Consider the following 3755-nt stretch of genomic DNA (forward strand, 5'->3'; position numbering starts at 1 on the left):
ATTTACGTGGAGTTTACTTCTGAGCAAGACCGCAAGCAGATTGACCAGATGTTGGATCCCTCTCATCTCCTCTGGCAGGGGGAGATTTCTCAAGGTAACTACGGCTGTCTCTGTTACCTGAGCAGAGCTTACGTTTAGGTAAAGTAGCTGAACAAAGTAAAAAAATGAGCCACGGAGCGGAACAAATACGACTCTCTCTCAGATCTAAGCTTCCTCTTTAGGTCTACCTGCATGTTATCTTGCCTGTAAAGTCATCTTATCCCCAACTGAACTGACTATAACTGGAAAAAACTATACTGGGCAGACAAGTCAGGAGAATTTCTAGCCATCTTGTAGTAGATGTCAGACTGGATACTTACAAACAAACTTCTAGCCGGGATCCAAGCCCAGCAAGCAGGAGATTTGCGACAAGCAGAAGCCATTTACTCCGAGATCTTGGCGGAGTTTCCTGAGCAAGCCGACGCTTTGCACCTGCTGGGAACGGTTGCCCAGACCAAGGGGGATTTGGAATGGGCAGCTGCGCTAATTGCCGAGGCTATTGAGTTAAATCCTTGCGTAGCTCTTTATCATCACAACTTAGGCGTGGTCTACGAGTCTTCGGGCCAATGGGAGAAAGCCTTATCCTGCTACCAGCAGAGCTTAAACCTCAATCCCGATGCCACTCTTTCCGCCTTTCAAGCTGGCAAGATCCTCGTTGACTTACGTCGCTGCGAAGAGGCGATCCCCCTGCTCAATTCCCTGTTGGTAAACTCGGATCGAGCAGCAGGGATCCCTTTGGAAGAGGTGCATCTGAATCTGGCTATCGCCTACCGAGATCAACGAGAACACGCTATTGCCTTGGATCACCTGGAGAAAGCATTGGCTTTGGATCCCCAGTTAGAACAGGCTCGTTGGTTTTATCATCTCTACTTGCCGGCAGTCTATCAGAGTGAGGAAGAGCTCAACTCCTTTCGTGCTCGCTTTGTTGAGCACCTGGATCGTCTTACTGAGGAAACTCCCCTAAAAACGGAGGAGCAACGTCGCAGAGCGCTGTGGGGGTCAGGACTGGGAACCAATCACTACCTACAGTACCAAGGCTACAACGACCTGGATTTGCAGAAAAAATATGCCCAGTTTGTTCAACGCATAGTCAACGCCTGTTATCCCGATTGGAGATATCTTCCTTGCCAATCCCAACCAGGGGATCCCCTCCGAGTTGGGTTTGCCTCAGCTTCCATGCGAGCTTGCTCTTACAGCCGCTTATCTCTGGGTTGGGTTAAGTACCTAAATGCTAATTGGATTGATGGACAGGCTAACTCGGAGCGAAAGTTTCAAGTCTTCGCCTATCACTTGGATCCCAGAACCGATTTCATGACAGACCGGTATCGTCAATATGCCGATGTGTTTCGACACATTCCCAGCAGCCTCGAGGATGCAGCCCGACAAATCCTGCAGGATCAGCTAGATATTTTGGTGTATTTGGAGATCGGCCTTTCACCTCTTATTCTGCAACTGGCTTCCCTGCGACTGGCACCGATACAGTGCTCCACTTGGGCTCATCCTGTAACTTCTGGACTTTCTACGATTGACTATTTCCTCTCCAGCGATTTAATGGAGCCAGAGGATGCTCAAGAACATTATAGTGAAACCCTGATTCGTTTACCTCATTTGGGCACTTGCTTCGAAAAGCCGGTTTTGCCTCAGCAAAAGCGCTATCGTGAGGATTTCGGCCTGCGCAGAAACGCAGTGGTTTACCTAGCTTGTCAATACTTGGGTAAATATCTGCCCCAATATGACTATCTTTTTGCCGCTATTGCTCAGCGAGTGCCCAACGCTCAGTTTGTCTTCTTGGCTCTGCCCAATGCTGCTATTGCCCGACAATTTCGGGAACGGCTCACCCGGGCTTTTTCTTTGTATGGCCTCAATGTAGAAGACCACTGCCTGATCCTGCCCGGATTGGATTATCAAGACTACTTGGATCTCAACCGCTGTGCCGATCTTATGTTAGATTCCTATGGCTGGTCAGGTGGGATCACCACCTTAGAGGCCGTTGCGGTCGGATTGCCTGTGATCACTTGCCCTGGAAAGCTGATGCGGGGGCGGCATACCTATGCCATTCTCAAAAGAATGGAGCTGGACAGCTTAATTGCCTCGGATCTGAAAAGCTATGAGGATTTGGCCGTAAAACTGGGATCCGATTCTGAGTTTCGCTACCACATGGCTGAGGAGGTTCGGCAGCGATGCCACCTACTCTTCGAAGATCGAGAATGTGTGGCAGCCCTAGCTCATTTCTTTCTCACCCTCACCAAGAAGCCCGACGCCAGTAGTGGTTAGCCCACTGCGAAAAAGGGTTTTGCTCTGGATCCCTTCCTGAGGACAAAATTGGCTCAACGGCCCCACTACGCCCTTGAAGCTCCCTTCTCGAGGTCAACAGCGGAACAGCCCCCCCAGGCCGGTGCAAGCCTAAACGTGGGAAAATCCTGTCAGTGATCTGCATTTTGCTGAGAATTGCTCAGAGCATCGTAATCTAGAGGAACATTGACATCCGGTGTCCGGAGGAGTGCTTATGCCAGGGCCAGCATCGAATGCTTCTAGAGCTCCGCAGGGATCCCTGCAGAGGGTTTTCTTGGGCCTTTTGGCCTCAGCTGCGGTTTTGGCAGGCTGTGGAGGAAGTGGAGGGAGTACAATACCGCCTCTGGTGAATGTCTGTGAACAAGCCTTCAGTCCAGGCCTTTTTGCATCGATTGGTCTGCGCCGACAGGGGGATAGGCGCAGTGGAACCTTGGGGCCGAATAGCCTTTTGGAGTTTTATTTTGATGAGGAGGGCAATTTTCGAAATGCCCGGGAATTCCCACCCCCTCCCGGCACGTTTACCTTTTATTCAGATGGGTTTCTTTACTTTCCCTCTGCAGCCAACGTTACGGGGGTTACGATCCGGCTGACCAGCCAGGTTTTTGATCCGCTGTTGGCCATCGGCAGCTTTGACAGCAACCGGAGATTCGATCCTGACGTTTTTGTAAATGATGATGCTGCCCCTGGCAACTTTACCACCTCTCAGCTAACCATCCCCGTGCGGCAAGACCGCTGCTACTTGCTCCAGGTGCAAAGCTACTGGGCGCAAAATGCCTCTCCAGCCGCTGGGCCGGGCAGCCCTGGGCGAGGCCCTTACACCATCGAAGTTGTGAGCGAAAGCTTTGCTGCTCCTCCTCCACCGCCTCAACGGCAACAGAAACCGGACGATAGGGAAGACGGCGGCGGCGGAGACCGAGGGGGGGGTGTCGGCCTCTAGCTCTGGCGGGTGAGCTTGATGGCAAAGTCAGCGCTGCCACAGGTGGCTCTGCCGCGAATCACGCGCCCGTCAGGGCTGACCGTGCCACTCCAAGCAACGGTTGGGGTGCCACTACCCGCTGCCTTACCGCTGACAGAAAGTTGGCTGCCGATAAGCTGGCCGCTGCGCTCAGAAAAGCTGGGGGAGGAAACGCTGATCTGGTTGCCCTCCTGACGAATGGAGACGGTTTCCTGGACGCCAGCCGCAACATTGACCTTGCACAGGGATCCCTGCCAGATAAAAGATCCTCCCTCGTAAAGCCACTCGCCGCTGAGGGCCAGCTCTGCCGCAGGTGTTGGCGTTGCCGGGGCAGGTGTGGCAGTGGGAGTGGGGGATGGAGTTGGGGTGGGGGTAGGAGTGCGGGGGACAAGTGGGGTGAACCGGGGGATAGGGGTGAGCGTCGGTGTCGGAGTGGGTGTTGGTGCTGGAGTCGGGGTGGGTGTCGGTC

The 3755-nt window shown here is 53.2% G+C and carries 2 protein-coding genes and 1 pseudogene; 2 read left to right on the plus strand and 1 reads right to left on the minus strand.

Annotated elements, in window-relative coordinates; all coding sequences use genetic code 11:
* Nucleotides 1-339 precede the first annotated feature (339 nt).
* Complete coding sequence (locus NW843_RS07535) at nt 340-2313, plus strand: tetratricopeptide repeat protein (RefSeq protein WP_414522567.1); 1974 nt, start codon at nt 340-342, stop codon at nt 2311-2313.
* Nucleotides 2314-2761: 448 nt separating this feature from the next.
* Complete coding sequence (locus tag NW843_RS07540) at nt 2762-3268, plus strand: hypothetical protein (protein ID WP_414522568.1); 507 nt, start codon at nt 2762-2764, stop codon at nt 3266-3268.
* Here the strand turns inward: NW843_RS07540 and NW843_RS07545 are convergent.
* Nucleotides 3265-3755, minus strand: a pseudogene (locus NW843_RS07545) (serine/threonine protein kinase); the annotation flags it as partial. The gene NW843_RS07540 and the pseudogene NW843_RS07545 overlap by 4 nt on opposite strands.

This window comes from Synechococcus sp. R5-12 (assembly GCF_047502655.1).
Taxonomy (GTDB): domain Bacteria; phylum Cyanobacteriota; class Cyanobacteriia; order Thermostichales; family Thermostichaceae; genus Thermostichus.

Bases quoted from the DNA above. Each gene is read 5' to 3' on its own strand.
- NW843_RS07535 (WP_414522567.1), top strand. From the start codon at position 340: ATGTCAGACTGGATACTTACAAACAAACTTCTAGCCGGGATCCAAGCC.